Origin of the sequence: Bradyrhizobium sp. CCBAU 51753 (assembly GCF_015291565.1) — a bacterium.
Classification (GTDB): Bacteria; Pseudomonadota; Alphaproteobacteria; order Rhizobiales; family Xanthobacteraceae; genus Bradyrhizobium; species Bradyrhizobium ivorense.
The window spans coordinates 5,947,769-5,962,486 of record NZ_CP030037.1; the positions used below are offsets into that span (position 1 = coordinate 5,947,769).

15 protein-coding genes are annotated in these 14,718 nt (G+C 63.5%); 8 read left to right on the forward strand and 7 right to left on the reverse strand.

All coding sequences use genetic code 11. The features are described 5' to 3' along the window. Positions 1-28: 28 nt before the first annotated feature. Positions 29-760 carry a protein-L-isoaspartate(D-aspartate) O-methyltransferase gene (locus XH93_RS27195; protein WP_194469846.1) on the reverse strand — a complete coding sequence of 244 codons (732 nt, stop codon included), beginning with the start codon at positions 758-760 and terminating at the stop codon, positions 29-31. A gap of 322 nt (positions 761-1,082) precedes the next feature. Here XH93_RS27195 and XH93_RS27200 point away from each other — a divergent pair, with 322 nt between their 5' ends. Together XH93_RS27200 and XH93_RS27205 are read left to right on the forward strand one after the other, a co-directional pair. Further along, positions 1,083-1,925 (forward strand): alpha/beta fold hydrolase, encoded by an 843-nt coding sequence (locus tag XH93_RS27200; protein WP_371814794.1) that lies wholly within the window; start codon positions 1,083-1,085, stop codon positions 1,923-1,925. 57 nt (positions 1,926-1,982) lie between these two features. Next, complete coding sequence (locus XH93_RS27205) at positions 1,983-2,405, forward strand: carboxymuconolactone decarboxylase family protein (protein ID WP_194469847.1); 423 nt, start codon at positions 1,983-1,985, stop codon at positions 2,403-2,405. Positions 2,406-2,508: 103 nt separating this feature from the next. Here the strand turns inward: XH93_RS27205 and XH93_RS27210 are convergent, their stop codons facing one another. Further along, positions 2,509-4,104, reverse strand: coding sequence for an ABC transporter substrate-binding protein (locus tag XH93_RS27210; protein WP_194469848.1), 1,596 nt, complete (start codon positions 4,102-4,104; stop codon positions 2,509-2,511). Positions 4,105-4,363: 259 nt separating this feature from the next. On the opposite strand from XH93_RS27210, the gene XH93_RS27215 reads away from it, so the two are divergent. The 3 genes from XH93_RS27215 to XH93_RS27225 all read left to right on the forward strand — a co-directional run bounded on the left by XH93_RS27215 (position 4,364) and on the right by XH93_RS27225 (position 6,500). Beyond that, positions 4,364-4,816 (forward strand): hypothetical protein, encoded by a 453-nt coding sequence (locus XH93_RS27215; protein ID WP_194469849.1) that lies wholly within the window; start codon positions 4,364-4,366, stop codon positions 4,814-4,816. A gap of 149 nt (positions 4,817-4,965) precedes the next feature. Further along, positions 4,966-5,727 (forward strand): proteasome-type protease, encoded by a 762-nt coding sequence (locus tag XH93_RS27220; protein WP_194469850.1) that lies wholly within the window; start codon positions 4,966-4,968, stop codon positions 5,725-5,727. 11 nt (positions 5,728-5,738) lie between these two features. Beyond that, positions 5,739-6,500: an SDR family oxidoreductase gene (locus XH93_RS27225; protein ID WP_139484479.1), complete on the forward strand. Its 762-nt coding sequence runs from the start codon at positions 5,739-5,741 to the stop codon at positions 6,498-6,500. Positions 6,501-7,027: 527 nt separating this feature from the next. Here XH93_RS27225 and XH93_RS27230 read toward each other — a convergent pair. Beyond that, positions 7,028-8,251 carry an MFS transporter gene (locus XH93_RS27230; RefSeq protein ID WP_194469851.1) on the reverse strand — a complete coding sequence of 408 codons (1,224 nt, stop codon included), beginning with the start codon at positions 8,249-8,251 and terminating at the stop codon, positions 7,028-7,030. Between the two features lie 214 nt (positions 8,252-8,465). On the opposite strand from XH93_RS27230, the gene XH93_RS27235 reads away from it, so the two are divergent. Beyond that, entirely contained in the window at positions 8,466-9,722 is a 1,257-nt protein-coding gene (locus XH93_RS27235) for a NupC/NupG family nucleoside CNT transporter (RefSeq protein ID WP_194469852.1), read from the forward strand. Between the two features lie 165 nt (positions 9,723-9,887). Here XH93_RS27235 and XH93_RS27240 read toward each other — a convergent pair whose 3' ends face one another. After that, the gene (locus XH93_RS27240; RefSeq protein WP_194469853.1) at positions 9,888-10,439 is read right to left on the reverse strand and encodes a cupin domain-containing protein; all 552 of its coding nucleotides are present in this window, start codon (positions 10,437-10,439) and stop codon (positions 9,888-9,890) included. Between the two features lie 130 nt (positions 10,440-10,569). Then, positions 10,570-10,860: an usg protein gene (locus tag XH93_RS27245; RefSeq protein WP_139484723.1), complete on the reverse strand. Its 291-nt coding sequence runs from the start codon at positions 10,858-10,860 to the stop codon at positions 10,570-10,572. Positions 10,861-11,246: 386 nt separating this feature from the next. On the opposite strand from XH93_RS27245, the gene groES reads away from it, so the two are divergent. Together groES and groL are read left to right on the forward strand one after the other, a co-directional pair. After that, entirely contained in the window at positions 11,247-11,561 is a 315-nt protein-coding gene (gene groES, locus XH93_RS27250) for a co-chaperone GroES (protein ID WP_194469854.1), read from the forward strand. A gap of 48 nt (positions 11,562-11,609) precedes the next feature. Continuing rightward, on the forward strand, positions 11,610-13,250 hold the full coding sequence (gene groL / locus XH93_RS27255) for a chaperonin GroEL (protein WP_139484721.1): 1,641 nt from the start codon (positions 11,610-11,612) through the stop codon (positions 13,248-13,250). Between the two features lie 120 nt (positions 13,251-13,370). Here the strand turns inward: groL and XH93_RS27260 are convergent, their stop codons facing one another. Together XH93_RS27260 and XH93_RS27265 are read right to left on the reverse strand one after the other, a co-directional pair. Continuing rightward, a complete protein-coding gene (locus XH93_RS27260) occupies positions 13,371-14,147 on the reverse strand; it encodes a hypothetical protein (RefSeq protein WP_194469855.1) in 777 nt (258 codons plus the stop codon). Further along, the gene (locus tag XH93_RS27265) at positions 14,140-14,703 is read right to left on the reverse strand and encodes a hypothetical protein (protein WP_194469856.1); all 564 of its coding nucleotides are present in this window, start codon (positions 14,701-14,703) and stop codon (positions 14,140-14,142) included. Before XH93_RS27265 ends, XH93_RS27260 begins: the two co-directional genes overlap by 8 nt. Positions 14,704-14,718 lie beyond the last annotated feature (15 nt).

A 14,718-nucleotide genomic window follows, 5' to 3' on the forward strand; every position in this document is an offset into this window, starting at 1 on the left:
TTTGAAGGATGACCACGGTCGGCAGCTGCTAATCATTTGAACGTGTGAAGGGTACGAAGCGCACGAGGGCGACCGCGCGCGTCGCCGTCTTGCCGGGGGCGATCTTCTCGACGACCGTGAGTTGCTGAGTGCTGTAACCGGCCCCTACCGGCATCACCAGCCGGCCACCCACTCTTAGCTGCTCGATCAGAGGCGGCGGCACCTCCCCGAGCGCTGCGGTCACGACGATGGCGTCAAAGGGACTGCATTCGGGCCAGCCATTGTAGCCGTCGCCGAGCCTGACGCTCACATTGTCATACGCGAGCTTCTTGAGTGTTTTCGCGGCGCCTTCGGCCAATTGCGGGATGATTTCGATGGTGCAAACCTTTCGCGCCAACTGCGCAAGGATCGCGGCCTGGTAGCCCGAACCGGTGCCGACTTCGAGCACGACATGATCGGGCGCGACCGCGGCCAACTGGGTCATCAAGGCCACGATGTACGGTTGTGACATGGTCTGTCCGAGTCCGATCGGGACCGGCCCGTCCACGTATGCGATGGAACAAGATCGCTCGGCGATGAACAGGTGGCGTTTCGTTTGCTTCATGGCCTCAAGGACCCGCTCCGACAGGCCCTGCGGTCCCAAGGCACGGGCGTCGGACTGGGCATAGGCCCGGATGGTTTCGATCATGGCACCGCGCTCACGGACGCATTCCGCATCCTCTGCGGCCGCGTCCCGCGCGAAGGTAACCATGGAAAGCACGAACAGCAGCAGCGGCTTCATGACCGTGCGCTCTACGAGCGGTGCATCGTTCGCGCCGACCGCTCACCGCTGAGCCAGATCGGTCGGGCGATCCTCCAGCGCGACTTCATACCACGATTGCATCGCGTCGGTAAGCTGGCTCCTCGCACGCATTGCCGCGAAACGGCGGGATCGGACGGAGCCCCGCTTCACTCCACGGACGGTAGATCGTTTCCTTCCTGCCCTCGTCCGGGATCACATTTTAGAGCGGTCTCCTGGCACGCGCCCGGAATCCTTATCTCTCCACAATCGGCGGCCAAGCTGTGGACGCTGCACCATTGCGTCCGATTGAGGAGATTGAACCGTGGACCGACGTCTCTTTCTGGCAACTGCGCTGTTCGGCCTGGCGCGCATCCCGCACGCCATAGCTGCCGAGCGCTGGCAGATGCTGCCGGCGACGCCGCCGCCCATCGCAGGGCGCAGCGCACGCGCCGAGGTCAACGGCATCAGCCTGTTCCATGTCGAGACCGGTGAAGGAAGCCCGGTGGTGTTTCTCCATGGCGGGCTGTCCAATTCCGACTATTTCGGCCTGCAGGCGCCGGAGGTGGCGCGGCGGCATCGCGTGATTTGCGTCGACAGCCGCGGCCACGGCCGCAGCACCCGCAACGCACAGCCGTTCGGCTACGATCTGATGACGGACGACGTCGTCGCCCTGCTCGATCATCTGCAGATTCCGCGGGCCGCGATCGTCGGCTGGAGCGACGGTGCCATCATCGGGCTTGATATGGCGATGCGCCATCCCGATCGGGTCACGCGCGTGTTCGCGTTCGGCGCCAATACCCAGACGTCGGGCCTCAAGCCGGACATCGACAAGAACCCGACCTTCGCGCAATTCATCGCGCGGGCCAAGACAGAGTATGAGCGGCTCTCGCCGACGCCGGGCGAATATGACCAGTTCCTGCAGCAGATCGAGAAAATGTGGGAGATCCAGCCGAACTGGACCGACGAGCAGCTCCGCGCAATCCGCGCGCCGATATTGATCGCCGACGGCCAGTATGACGAGGGCATCAAGCGCGAGCACACCGAGTACATGGCCGCGACCATTCCGGGCGCCGGCCTGCTGATCCTGCCCAATGCCAGCCACTTCGCCTTCCTGCAGGATCCCGCGCTGTTCAACGCGGCGCTGCTGGATTTTCTGGGCTCCTGACCGAAGCCTGAACTGCTATGATCGCCGTCGTCTCAAACCGGTGCAAAGAGAGAAGTCGTGGCAACTGTAAAACTGCTCTCCGATGACGAACTCTCGGCGGAGGCGCGCGCCGTCTTCGACGATATCCGCAACACGCGCAAATCGGACTTCGTCAACAATTTCTGGCGCGCGCTGGCGCATGATCCGAAAACCTTGCGGCGGACCTGGGAGAGCATCAAGGAGGTGATGGCGCCGGGCGCGCTCGATCCGAAGGTCAAGGAGATGCTCTACGTCGCAGTCTCGGTGGCCCACGGCTGCAGCTACTGCATTCATTCCCACACCGCGGCCGCCCGCGCCAAGGGCATGACCGAGGCCGAGTATCACGAGCTGCTGGCGATCGTCGGCATGGCCGCCGAAACCAACCGGCTGGTCACCGCGCTCGGCGTGCCCGTGGACGAGGCGTTCCTCGTCGATGCGCCGGCGGGACGGGCGCAGGAGTAGCGACGGCCCGCCGTAGGATGGGTAGAGCGCAGCGAAACCCATCGGCTTCGTGCCGCGGGAGAGATGGTGGGTTTCACTTCGCTCTACCCACCCTGCGCATCCGTCACTTGTCCAGCCACACATCCTCGAAGCGCAGATTGTTGTACTGGCTGTTGTCGTGCGGATGGAAATTCCGCACATAGGGCTGCCAGCAATTGCCGGCGGATGAATGCAGGATGATCGGCCGCGCCGCGTCGTCGACCAGGATGCGCTCGATGTCGAAGACGAGCTTCCTCCGCTTGTCCTTGTCGAGCTCGCGCGACTGCGCGGCAAGCAGTTTGTCGACGTCGGCGTTGCAATACTGGGTGTAGTTGCGCTCGGAGTTGCAGGAATAGTTCTCGACCAGGTTGCCATCGGGATCGTCGACGCTGACGCCGGTGACGTTGAGGCCGATCGTGTAGTCCTTACGCTGCAGCCGCGAGTACCAGCGCGGCGTGTCCAGAATATCCAGCTCGGCCACGATGTAGATCTTCTTGAGCTGATCGGCGAGGATCACCGCCGGATCGCGATAGGTCGGCAGATTGCGGGTCTGGATCTTGATCGACAGCGGCTTGGCGTCGCTGTAGCCGAGCTTCTGCATGATCGCTTGCGCCTCAGCGAGGCTCTTTTCGGTATCGGGGCTGTAGCCCATCAGCGTCGACAGCACCTCGGCCGGCATGCCCCACTCGCCTTCCGGCTTCGCCAGCATCGCGCCGCCGAGCCGCGCACTGCCCTCGAACAGGATGGTGTTGAAGGCCTTACGATCCAGCGCCAGCGACATCGCGTGACGGATGTCCGGATTGTCGAACGGCGGATTGACCCGGTTGACCAAGAGATTGATCTGGGTGTTGGTCGCCGTCATCTCGCAGATCGCGCTCGGCGCCCGCGCCTTGACGTCCTTCATCAGGGGAACGCTGACGTCGGAGGGAAAGGTGATGTCGTAGTCGCCGGTCGAAAACGCCAGCATTCGCGTGGCGCGGCTGTCGATGCTGCGCACCGTGATCTCGTCGAGATAGGGCCGGTCCTTCTTGAAGTAATCCGGATTGCGCACCAGGCGGATCTGGTCGCCGCGGCGAAACTCGACGAATTTGAACGGTCCGGTGCCGATCGGCTTGGTGCGCATCACCTGCTGCGGCACGTGGCAGGGATAGACCACCGAGAACGCACTGGCGAGCAGCGTCAGCAGGCCGGGCTGCGGCTCGGTCAGTTCGAACGTCGCCTCGTCGTCGCCGTTGATGCTGACGTCCTTCAGCTTCGTGTACCAGACCTTGCGCGGGTTGCGCTTGAAATCCTGGGTCTCGGCCTTGCCGATCAGCATCCGCCAGGTGCACTGCACGTCTTTCGCGGTGAACGGCTGGCCGTCGTGCCACTTCACGCCGTGGCGGAGCTTGAAGGTCAGTTTGGTGTTGGTCGAATCCCACGACCAGCTCTCGGCGAGATCGGGGACCACGGTGTCGATGGATTCGTGCACCTTGGCCGGATCGAACACCACGAGGTTGTTGAACACCGCCGCGAACGGCATCACCGAGGCGATGGTGGATTCCTCCAGCAGCGAGGTCGAGGGCGGATTGTCGTTGTGGTAGAGCCGCAAAGTGCCGCCCTTCTTCTGCGCCGATGCGGGGCTGGCGGCCACTGCTGCGATGCCCAATGCCGCGACGCACGCAGCCAGTCTCAACCCCATTCTCGCCTCCCGGAATTTCTTGTTGTTGTCATTTCCCGCGCAAACGCACCCGCGTTTGTCGCGAGTGCGAGCAGTCGAGCATAAGGCGAAGGCCCTCGCAATTGCCCGCGCTTCAGTTCATTGCCCGATGCGCGCAGCGCAGATCGCCAGGCGAAACCGGCCTCAGCGCCGGGTTATCCCGGGGTTCCCAATCGCCCGTGAACCTTGCCGACACCGGCGGCAACTAAAGGGCAATCGGACCTTTGACACATAGCTTTCGATGACCGCCTCAATTGCGCACAACCGCCGGCTTGGAATCATCGGCAGCATTGTCGGCCTGCTGGCGCTGATGGCGGCCATTTTGCCGCAGTGGGTGATCCCCATGGTCGCACCGCCGCCACCGGTCGATCAGGTCGTGGTCGATACCGGATCGCGCGTGAAGGACCGCCTCATCGCCCGCCTCAAGGGCGTCGAGTACCAGGCGCCGCACCGCGAGCCATCGCTCGGCAGCCGCCTGCACGGCAACTTCTCGCTGGCCGCGATCACCCTCGGCCTGCTTGCGATCGCGCTCGCCGTCTTCTCGGTGATCTTCCGCGAGGAGAAGCTCCTGGCCGGCGTGTCCGCCACGCTCGGCGTGTGCGCGATCGCCGTCGAGGTGTCGATGTTCCTGATCGGCGTCCTGTTCGTGCTCGCGATCCTCTACATCGTGTCGAACATGCTCGACTGGTTCTGATCCCGCCCAGAAACGCACGGCCGAGCCCCCGCCCCAAGGACCATTTCCCCATCCGCCGCCCCTCCCGCGACGGGGAATTGGGGTTGGATGCGCCTCCGAAATTGGCTACTAGTTTGGCGCCGAAAACTCGGGCCGTTCGGGGACTGGAAATGACCTATTGCTGCGGAATTCTGGTGCGGGACGGGCTCGTCATGATCGCGGACACCCGCACCAATGCGGGGCTCGACAACGTCTCGACCTTCCGCAAGCTGCACATCTTCGAAAAGCCCGGCGATCGCATCATGGCGATTGCCAGCGCCGGCAATCTCGCGATCAGCCAGTCGGTGCTGTCGACCCTGACCGAGGGCATGCAGGACCCGACCAGCGGCGAGGTCGAGACGCTGATGAACGCGCCGACCATGTTCCAGGCGGCGCAGCGGATCGGCCGCGCCATCCGCGCCGTGCATGCCAACGAGGGCGATGCGCTGCGCGCCGAGGACATCTCCTTCGACGTCTCGTTCCTGTTCGGCGGCCAGATCAAGGGCTCGCGGATGCGGCTGTTCATGGTCTACACCGCCGGCAACTTCATCGAATGCACCATCGACACGCCCTATCTGCAGATCGGCGAGCACAAATACGGCAAGCCGGTGCTCGACCGCGCCATGCATTACGACGTCGAGCTCTATGAGGCGCTCAAGACCGGCCTGATCTCGATGGATTCGACGATGCGCTCCAATCTCGGAGTCGGGCTGCCGATCGACGTGCTGGTGGTCCGCACCGATGCCTGCGAGGCCGACCTCAACCACCGCATCGAGGCCGGCGAGCCCTATTTCCACGATTTGCGCTCGCGCTGGTCGGCGGCGCTGCGCGCGGCGCACCAGAACATCCCGCGGCCGCCCTACAAGAACGAAACCGAAGCAAAAACCAAGTAAGAGGAAACCAGATGTCTGAGGCCACCAACAAGATCGCGCTCGTCACCGGTGCCGGCACCGGCGTCGGACGCGCGGCATCGCTCGCCCTGATGAACGCAGGCTACACCGTCGTGCTCGCCGGGCGCCGCCTCGAGATGCTGGAGGAGACCGCCAAGCTCGGCCCCGCCGGCAAGAGCCTGTGCGTCACCGCCGACATGACCAGCCCGGCCGCGATCGCCGCGCTGTTCGACAAGGTGAAGGCGACCTATGGCCGGCTCGACGTGCTGTTCAACAATGCCGGCATGGGCGCGCCGCCGGTCAATTTCGAGGACCTGTCGCTCGAGCAGTGGCAGGCCGTGGTCAACACCAACCTCACCGCGCCGTTCCTGTGCACCCAGCACGCCTTCCGCATCATGAAGGACCAGACGCCGCGCGGCGGCCGCATCATCAACAACGGCTCGATCTCGGCGCATGCGCCGCGGCCGTTCTCGGCGGCCTACACCTCGACCAAGCACGCCATCACCGGCCTGACCAAGTCCTCCAATCTCGACGGCCGCATGTACGACATCGCGGTCGGCCAGGTCGACATCGGCAACGCCGCAACCCCGATGACCGACCGCATGGTCGCCGGCCCCGGCGTGCTGCAGCCGGACGGCACCACCAGGCACGAGCCGCGCATGGACGCCAAGGCGGTCGGCGACGCGGTCGCCTACATGGCCGGCCTGCCGCTCGACGCCAATGTGCTGTTCATGACGGTCATGGCCACCAAGATGCCGTTCGTCGGCCGCGGCTGATCTTCCTCCTTCTCCCTGCTCCCGTCCGCCGAAGCCTTGGCGAAGGCGGATGCGGGGCCGAGACGAGCGAAGCTCGCTCTGGGAAGGTCGGGATGAGGGCCCGTCGCAGGGGCGAACTGCCAATATGGCGAAAACAACCCCATGCAAAGTAGCCGGCGGGCCGGTGCTCGACATGGCGACGCTCGACATGGCGACTGCTCGACATGGCGACTTGACACGTCGGGCAAGTCAGGGGTATTCTTCCAATATTCCGAAATTGTGCAAGTACCCCGCCATGGGATGAGCGGGAGTCCGCGCCTGAACGGCGAGAGCCGACTCGCGGAGAGTCCCCCTCACCCGGATTGCATCTGACGATGCAATCCGACCTCTCCCCGCATCCGCCTTCGCCAAGGCTTCGGCAGACGTGAGCGGGGCGAGGTGAACCAACAAGCACCGTCATTGCGAGCGCAGCGAAGCAATCCATCTGTCCCCGCGGGGAAGGGTGGATTGCTTCGCTTCGCTCGCAATGACGGCGGCGGGAGCCAGCCCTACTCCAGCTTCTCCACGTTGCGCAGCGTCGGGAACAGCTTCATCCAGAGCAGCGCGATGGCGACGGTGGCGACGCCGCCGAGCACGGCCGACGGCACGGTACCGAGCAGCGCTGCGGCGACGCCGCTTTCGAACTGGCCGAGCTGGTTGGAAGCGTTGATGAACAGGAAATTCACCGCGCCGACGCGGCCGCGCATCGCGTCGGGGGTGGCGAGCTGCACCAGCGAGAAGCGGATCACGACGCTGATCGTGTCGGCGGCGCCGAGCACCGCGAGCGCCAGCGCCGACAGCCACATCCATTGCGACAGCGCGAACACCACCGTCGCCACGCCGAACACGATCACCGCCTGGAACATGCGCATCCCGACCCGCCGATTGATGGTGTGCCGCGCAAGCACCATCGTCATCAACAGCGCGCCGACCGCGGGCGCGGCACGCAGGATGCCGAGGCCGAGCGGACCGGCCTGCAGGATATCGCGGGCGTAGATCGGCAGCAGCGCGGTAACGCCGCCGAACAGCACCGCGAACAGATCGAGCGAGATGGTGCCGAGGATCGCCGGGTTGCTGCGGACGAAGGTGACGCCGGCGAACAGATCGTCGGACGAACCGGAATCCTTCACCGGCGCCTGCTGCAGCCGGCCGATGCCGCCGGTCAGGGCCGCGCCGAGCAGCCAGAACACCAGCATCACGGCATAGGGCGCGCTCGGCATCAGCGCATAGGCGAAGCCGCCGAGCGCCGGACCGGTGATGGTCGCAACCTGTGCGGCGCCGCTCGAGATCGCAGTCGCCCGCTGCAGCGAGCCTTGTGGGGCGATCAGCGGCAACAGCGCCGCGGTCGCCGGGCTCTCGAACGCGCCGGCGATCCCAAGCACGAAGGTCGCGACGAAGATCTGGATCTCGGAGATGGTGCCGGCAAAGGTGCTGGCCGCGAGGAACAGCGCGGTCAGCGCCTCCGCGAGCTGGCAGGCCTGCACCACGCGCTTGCGCTCAAAGCGGTCGGCGGCGTGGCCGGCGACGAACACCAAGAGCGCCGTCGGCAGGAATTGCACCAGCCCGACCATGCCGAGGTCGAACGCGCTGCCGGTCAGCTCGTAGATCTGCCAGCCGATCGCGACCGCGCCGATCTGGCTGGAAAAGCGCGACAGGCTGCGCGACGACAAAAAGAACAGGAATGGCCTGTGGCCGAGCAGATCGCGGGCACCGGCCGGCGTGATGGAGGACATGAATGATTGCGTGGCCGACGGCCTGCAACTTGTCAATGCCGGTAATGCCAGGGCTGCATTCCGATAACATCGGAGCGGAGCTCTTGATTCTTGTTTTGGAGGCGTTCTTTTCACTCGAACCGGCCCCACTTCGCTTGAGAACGCTTCGATGCGCAACAGCATTGCGCCGTGCGGGACCCCTGCCATAATCCCGCGACGAGTCTTCGGGGGCGTGATGCTGCAATTACAATCGGCGTTCGGCGTGGTGGCGTTACTCGCGATCGCCTGGGCGCTCAGTGAGAACCGCCGCGCGGTGTCGCTGCGGCAGGCGGCGATCGGCCTCGCCGTCACCATCGTCACCGCGCTGGTGCTGCTCAAGGTGCCGCTGGTCGCCACGGCGTTCGGCGCAATCAACGACGCGGTCGGCACCATCGGCGCCGCGACGCGGGCCGGCACCGCCTTCGTGTTCGGCTATGTCGGCGGCGGAACGCTGCCGTTCGACCCCAAGGTGCCGGGCTCCGACTTCATCCTCGCCTTCCAGGCGCTGCCGATCGTGCTCGTGATGAGCGTGCTGACGACGCTGCTGTTCTATTGGCGGGTGCTGCCGCCGGTGGTGCGCGGCATGGCCTGGCTGCTCGAGCGCACGCTCGGCGTCGGCGGCGCGGTCGGGCTGTCGACCGCCGCCAACATCTTCCTCGGCATGGTGGAAGCGCCGCTGTTCATCCGGCCCTATCTGGCGCAGCTCTCCCGCAGCGAATTGTTTCTGGTGATGACCGGCGGCATGGCCGGCATTGCCGGCACCGTGCTGGTGCTCTACGCCACGCTGCTGGCGCCGCTGATCCCGGATGCCGCCGCGCATTTCGTCATCGCCTCGGTGCTGGGCGCGCCGGCCGCGATCCTGGTCAGCCTGATCATGCTGCCGGAAACTTCCGACAAGCGCACCGGCGGATCGCTCGACGATCCCGAGGTGCAGGTCTCCTCGACGATGGATGCGATCGTCAAGGGCACCACGGCGGGGCTCGAGCTGCTGTTCAACATCGTCGCGCTGCTGCTGGTGCTGGTGGCGCTGGTCTATCTCGTCAACGCGATGCTGGGCCTGTTGCCCGAGATCGGCGGCGCAAAAATCTCGCTGCAGCGGCTGCTCGGATACCTGATGGCGCCGGTGTGCTGGCTGATGGGCCTGCCCTGGCCGCAGGCGGTCACGGCAGGAAGCCTGATGGGCACCAAGACCGTACTGAACGAGCTGATCGCCTATGTCGAATTGTCAAAACTCGGGCTAGACGCGCTCGATCCGCGCTCGCGGCTGATCATGCTCTATGCGATGTGCGGCTTTGCCAATTTCGCCAGCCTCGGCATCATGATCGGCGGTCTCGGCATCATGGCGCCGGAGCGTCGCGACGAGATCAACGCGCTCGGGTTGAAGTCGATCGTATCAGGGACGCTGACGACGTGTTTGATGGGCGCGATCGTGGGGGTGCTGACGCAGCCGTAGCAACCGTAGCCCGGATGGAGCGAAGCGCAATCCGGGAATCTTACCGCGGATACAGGCCCCGGATTTCGCTGCGCTTCATCCGGGCTACGAGGCTTACCCTAGACTCGAATCTTGCGAAGCGAGATGGGTGGCCGGGTCAAGCCCGGCCATGACGAGTTGGGGCGCTTACGCCTTCAACTCCACCGTCTTGAACTCTGCCGGCAAAATCACTTCGAGCAGTTCGACGTCGTCGGAGTAGTCCAAAATCATGTGCCGGATGCGCGGCGGCTGGGTCCAAGCGCTGCCTTGCGTCATCAAGGTCTCGCCCTCGCCTTCCATGTAGGTCTTCACCCAGCCCTTGAGCACGTAGACCATCTGGAATTCGACGTCGTGGTAATGCAGCTTCGAGACTTCCTCCGGATTGCACGGGCCCTGCAGCCGGATCACATGGGCCTGCGCCAGGCCGTGGGTGGCCGCGGCGATGCCGAGGTCGCGGTACTTTGCGTAGGCACGCAGGCCGTCGGCCTTGAAATCCTCTTCGCGGTGATGGCTGATCGCGATGCTCTGCTTCGGCCGGGCCTTCGCGGCAGCCTTCGCCGCCGTCTTCTTGGCGGTCGAGACGCGGCCCTTCGACTTGATGGTTTTGCGCGCGGACGATTTGGCTGTCGTGAGCCCGGTCCATTTCTTCCGGACCGCAGTCTTGGCCGCGGGCCTCGAGGTCGCCTTTTGCTTGGCCATTGTTTACCTCCCGTCTTTTTTGAAGCGGCGACGCTAGCACAGTTTCTCGCCGTGCAGGGTAGGCAAAGGCGCACATGCGCCGTGCCCGAGCTCAAGACGGTGAGCCCCGCTACCGATCCCGAATTCAGCCTCAGTGCAGCCGGAACACGCCGTCGACGGCGCGCAGTTCGGCCGGCTTGATCAGCTTGGAATGCGCCACCGTGACCGAGAACAGCGGCCCTTCGAGCTTCTCCTGCCAGAAGGCGAGGAAGTCGTGCAGCGCCGGAAATTTCGGGAACAGGTCGTAGTTCTGCCAGACATAGGTCTGCAGCAGCGCCGGATGATCCGGCATCCGGTAAAGGATCTGCGCCGTCGTCAGACCGTATCCGAGCAGTTGCTTCCGAAAGTCTTCAGAAGCAACGCCACCAACCCGCGATACCATGCCAAACCTCCTGTGACGGAGCGCATTCACATGGCGGCCGGCGCGCCGGACCACCGGCATGGATGCGCTCACATGAGAGAAATGTGACGCACGCGACTAACCCATCACAAGCCTAAATGTTTAACGGTTGGTTGAAATCTCTTGCATTGGCAGCAGCTTACCGCGTCTGCTAATAAGGCTTCTCAGCCTTGGCGACCGGCGAGACGGCGTTAAGCATGCCGGAACGACCGCGGCTAAGTGCACCGCCCGGCCGCCAAATTTTCTGCTAGAGGCTCTTGCCCGCCGCCCGGCGTTGGCCTATCTCCTGCGCAGCAGTCTGGCACTCACCCGGCTGGACTGCTAACACTCCAAAATCTACAGCATCCGCAAATATTTAGGAGGACTGCATGAAATTCCGTCCGCTTCACGACCGCGTCGTGGTCAAGCGTATCGACGCCGAAGAGAAGACCGCTGGCGGCATCATCATTCCGGACGCTGCCAAGGAAAAGCCCTCGCAGGGCGAAGTCATCGCCGTCGGCCCGGGTGGCCGCGATGAATCTGGCAAGCTGACCCCCATCGACGTCAAGGTCGGCGACCGCGTGCTGTTCGGCAAGTGGTCCGGCACCGAGGTCAAGATCGACGGCGAAGACCTGTTGATCATGAAGGAAAGCGACATCATGGGCGTGCTCGACGTCCCCGCTTCCAAGAAGAAGGCGGCCTAAGCGCCCGCTCTCCCTCCTCAAGATTAAACCTCTCAAGGAAAAATTCAGATGGCAGCCAAAGAAGTCAAATTCTCGGTCGATGCGCGCGACAAGATGCTGCGCGGCGTCGACATCCTCGCCAATGCGGTGAAGGTCACCCTCGGTCCGAAGGGCCGCAACGTGGTGCTCGAGAAGTCGTTCGGCGCTCCCCGCATCACCAAGGACGGCGTCACCGTCGCCAAGGAGATCGAGCTCGAGGACAAGTTCGAGAACATGGGCGCCCAGATGGTGCGCGAAGTCGCCTCCAAGTCCGCTGACGCGGCCGGCGACGGCACCACCACCGCCACCGTGCTGGCGGCCGCGATCGTCCGTGAAGGCGCCAAGTCGGTCGCCGCCGGCATGAACCCGATGGACCTGAAGCGCGGTATCGACCTGGCTGTGGAAGCCGTGGTCGCCGACCTCGTCAAGAACTCCAAGAAGGTCACCTCGAACGAGGAGATCGCCCAGGTCGGCACCATCTCGGCCAACGGCGACGCCGAGATCGGCAAGTTCCTCTCCGACGCCATGAAGAAGGTCGGCAACGAGGGCGTGATCACCGTCGAGGAAGCCAAGTCGCTCGAGACCGAGCTCGACGTCGTCGAGGGCATGCAGTTCGACCGCGGCTACATCTCGCCCTACTTCGTCACCAACGCCGACAAGATGCGCGTTGAGATGGACGACGCCTACATCCTCATCAACGAGAAGAAGCTCTCCTCGCTGAACGAGCTGCTGCCGCTGCTCGAGGCCGTGGTGCAGACCGGCAAGCCGCTGGTCATCGTCGCCGAGGACGTCGAAGGCGAGGCGCTGGCCACCCTGGTCGTCAACCGCCTGCGTGGCGGCCTGAAGGTCGCGGCCGTCAAGGCTCCGGGCTTCGGCGATCGCCGCAAGGCCATGCTGCAGGACATCGCGATCCTGACCGGCGGCCAGGCGATCTCGGAAGACCTCGGCATCAAGCTCGAGAACGTCACGCTGCAGATGCTCGGCCGTGCCAAGAAGGTGATGATCGACAAGGAGAACACCACGATCGTCAACGGCGCCGGCAAGAAGGCCGACATCGACGCCCGCGTTGCCCAGATCAAGGCGCAGATCGAGGAAACCACCTCGGACTACGACCGTGAGAAGCTGCAGGAGCGTCTCGCCAAGCTCGCGGGCGGCGTCGCGGTGATCCGCGTCGGCGGCGCGACCGAGGTCGAGGTGAAGGAGCGCAAGGATCGCGTTGATGACGCGATGCACGCGACCCGCGCGGCGGTCGAGGAAGGCATCGTCCCGGGCGGCGGCGTCGCCCTGCTCCGTGCCTCCGAGGCGCTGAAGGGCCTGCGCACCAAGAACGACGACCAGAAGACCGGCGTCGAGATCGTGCGCAAGGCGCTGTCGGCTCCGGCGCGCCAGATCGCGATCAACGCCGGTGAGGACGGTTCGGTGATCGTCGGCAAGATCCTGGAGAACAAGGCCTACACCTACGGCTTCGACTCCCAGTCCGGCGAATATGCCGATCTCGTCAAGAAGGGCATCATCGACCCGACCAAGGTCGTGCGCACCGCGATCCAGAACGCTGCCTCGGTTGCAGCGCTGCTGATCACCACGGAAGCGATGGTCGCCGAGCTGCCGAAGAAGGCCGCGGCCGGCCCCGCAATGCCTCCGGGCGGCGGCATGGGCGGCATGGACTTCTAAGGTCCGGCCAACTCAGGCAATCCAAGAAATGCAAAACCCCGGCAGCGATGCCGGGGTTTTTGTTTTTGCTCGCGGTCCCGCACGCGAGGATGGCCGAATGACAGCGTCGACGCAGTTCCGTTAGGCCCGAGACTTTAGGATCTCTCTCTCGACTTTTTGAACACCTAGAGGCGATATCTGAACTCGATGGGACTTCGTATCGTACTCAATTAGTCGCTTGGCATGAAAAGGCTTAAGCACAACTCGTCTAAAGTTTGTGAGAGTGCTATACTCGACCCATCGAAACAAATCCGAATCCTGAACCCAGCCGGGCCGCTGATGCAATAGCAGGAGAGCCTGATCCTTCTTTTCCATTTTGGGATCAAGAACGCGTCTCACGTCTCCGAGTTCCCAAATGATGGGATGTTTACGCTCGATCAGCGCGTCAACTGCATCTTGAGCATGTTCGGTTGAGACACCGTGAAAAATTCTCACCAACTCGGCGAGAACCCAGCTAGCCATTCCGTATACGGCGGTAGCGTCAAGAAAATTCGGGTTGACGTCACCACCTACGTGGCCAACCCCACGGTTATTTCGGATCTCATAGAGGATCGGCAGCACTCGGGGAATCAGTATTCTCAAGCTCTGATCGCCTGTGCGATTCAGGTCGCGCGGTATTTGTTCAAGCGCACGACAGGCATCGACCATCCGCGCGGGCTTAGACGGAGCGCTCGGAAACGTGCCCGACAACTGACCCTGAACGATTGAATATACGATCTCGCAGAACTTGCCGCCATTCAGCTCCGCAGGCTCCCACCTGTGCTCAACATAGTTTGCACTAATTTCCCTGTAGCTCGTGATCAGCGGCACGCGGAGGCCATCAGGAACGGCCTTTAGCAAACTCGAGGGATCAATCACCTGATTTGCTCATTTGCTTAACGAGCGTCGCGGCATACCGCAATCCTGGGACGGTTACGGTCCAACCGCTCTTCACTGAACCTGTGAGCTCATTTCCGCCTTTGAAGGCCTTGGAATGGTTTGTCCGATCGTAGACGCCGAACGTCTGGCACACAGACCGACCTAGCGCATCAACGACAGTCGGCGTCCCGGTGGCGAACAGGTTGGAAAGCCCCAGTAGGATATACGTGTTCCTAACCTTATCTTTGACCGAGGCCCCTGGGATTTCGGCCGCAATGATCTCCACGCGATTATCTTCAAAATGAAAGACTTCAGAAAGTTGATGTGAATTCAATCCATTTTGCCGCAGCCAGGAAGTGCCTCTACCAGATAGGGGTGGGCTTCCTCCGGCGTCTGCTTCAGCTCCGAACCGATCGTAAGACTTCGATTTGGAGTTTTGATCGTTGAATTTCAGAGCTTGATGCCCCTGGACACCAAACTTTTGCGTGGCCCAAGCAATTACCCTCGCCCGTTCCTCGACCTCCAATGGATCCAAGGCGGCGAGCACCAGTCCCATCGCTTTCAGCTCTCG

What these genes read in the sequence shown, in the direction of transcription:
- XH93_RS27195 (WP_194469846.1), bottom strand. Translation starts at nt 760, where the DNA reads ATGAAGCCGCTGCTGCTGTTCGTGCTTTCCATGGTTACCTTCGCGCGG.
- XH93_RS27210 (WP_194469848.1), bottom strand. Translation starts at nt 4,104, where the DNA reads ATGGGGTTGAGACTGGCTGCGTGCGTCGCGGCATTGGGCATCGCAGCA.
- XH93_RS27215 (WP_194469849.1), top strand. Translation starts at nt 4,364, where the DNA reads ATGACCGCCTCAATTGCGCACAACCGCCGGCTTGGAATCATCGGCAGC.
- XH93_RS27220 (WP_194469850.1), top strand. Translation starts at nt 4,966, where the DNA reads ATGACCTATTGCTGCGGAATTCTGGTGCGGGACGGGCTCGTCATGATC.
- XH93_RS27225 (WP_139484479.1), top strand. Translation starts at nt 5,739, where the DNA reads ATGTCTGAGGCCACCAACAAGATCGCGCTCGTCACCGGTGCCGGCACC.
- XH93_RS27230 (WP_194469851.1), bottom strand. Translation starts at nt 8,251, where the DNA reads ATGTCCTCCATCACGCCGGCCGGTGCCCGCGATCTGCTCGGCCACAGG.
- XH93_RS27235 (WP_194469852.1), top strand. Translation starts at nt 8,466, where the DNA reads ATGCTGCAATTACAATCGGCGTTCGGCGTGGTGGCGTTACTCGCGATC.
- XH93_RS27240 (WP_194469853.1), bottom strand. Translation starts at nt 10,439, where the DNA reads ATGGCCAAGCAAAAGGCGACCTCGAGGCCCGCGGCCAAGACTGCGGTC.
- XH93_RS27245 (WP_139484723.1), bottom strand. Translation starts at nt 10,860, where the DNA reads ATGGTATCGCGGGTTGGTGGCGTTGCTTCTGAAGACTTTCGGAAGCAA.
- groES (WP_194469854.1), top strand. Translation starts at nt 11,247, where the DNA reads ATGAAATTCCGTCCGCTTCACGACCGCGTCGTGGTCAAGCGTATCGAC.
- groL (WP_139484721.1), top strand. Translation starts at nt 11,610, where the DNA reads ATGGCAGCCAAAGAAGTCAAATTCTCGGTCGATGCGCGCGACAAGATG.
- XH93_RS27265 (WP_194469856.1), bottom strand. Translation starts at nt 14,703, where the DNA reads ATGGGACTGGTGCTCGCCGCCTTGGATCCATTGGAGGTCGAGGAACGG.